1 protein-coding gene is annotated in these 1,012 nt (G+C 66.2%); it reads left to right on the forward strand.

The genetic code is table 11. The annotated features are described in order from the left end of the window. Positions 1-47: 47 nt before the first annotated feature. The coding region (locus ACOADB_RS07445) for a hypothetical protein (RefSeq protein ID WP_378597332.1) at positions 48-1,012 on the forward strand (965 nt) is incomplete at its 3' end.

The following is a 1,012-nucleotide window of genomic DNA, read 5'->3' on the forward strand; positions in this document are numbered from 1 at the left end:
CGGCGGAGAAGCCGACGACGATCACGATCACGGCCAACCCTGGCTTCGTGTTCACCCCCGACGAGCCGGTCGTCTACACGGCGGTCGACTCGGACGAGCCGTGCATCGGTGCCGCACCTGCCGAGCCGGACGTCATCGATGACTGTGGTCCGAACAACGCGTACTACACCAACGTGCCGGAGAGCACCGAGGAGTACACGGTGGTGGCCGAGCCGGCGGAGAAGCCGACCACGATCACGATCACGGCCAACGACGGTTTCGTGTTCGAGCCCGACGCACCGGTCATCTACACGGTCGAGGACTCCAACACCCCGTGTCCTGCGACGGCTCCGGACGAGCCGGCAGTGACCGATGACTGTGGTCCGGACAACGCGTACTTCACGACGGTGCCGGAGAGCACCGAGGAGTACACGGTGGTGGCCGAGCCGGCGGAGAAGCCGACCACGATCACGATCACGGCCAACGAGGGCTTCGTCTTCACCCCCGACGCACCGGTCATCTACACCGTCGAGGACTCCGGCGACCTCTGCGTCGTCGTCGCCCCCGAGGAGCCGGACGTCACCGATGAGTGTGGCCCGGACAACGCCTACTACACGACGGTGCCGGAGAGCACCGACGAGTACACGGTGGTGGCCGAGCCCGAGGTGAACCCGACCAAGATCACGATCACTGCCACCGAGGGCAACGCGTTCGACGAGCAGGACACGCTCGTGATCGTCTACGAGGTCACCGACAGCGGAGAGGCGTGCCCGATCTACGTGGCCTGTGTCTACCCGACCGCACAGGTGGATGACGTCGCACCTCGCGTCGCGCTCTCGTTGATCCCGAAGGGTGTCCTCGCGATCATCGACCAGGCCGAAGCACTCCTGAACGGCTTCCTCGGAACCTTCCCGTACACGTACGCGCAGGGTGCCTCGGAGGTGAAGATCCTCCAGGAGCTGCCCGAAGGGGTGGACCTGAGCGCGTTCGACGCCGCGACGCTCTGCGGCGCGGTGGCGGGCATCGTCGAGGA

This window comes from Nocardioides sp. CPCC 206348 (assembly GCF_048654705.1).
Lineage (GTDB): Bacteria > Actinomycetota > Actinomycetes > Propionibacteriales > Nocardioidaceae > Nocardioides.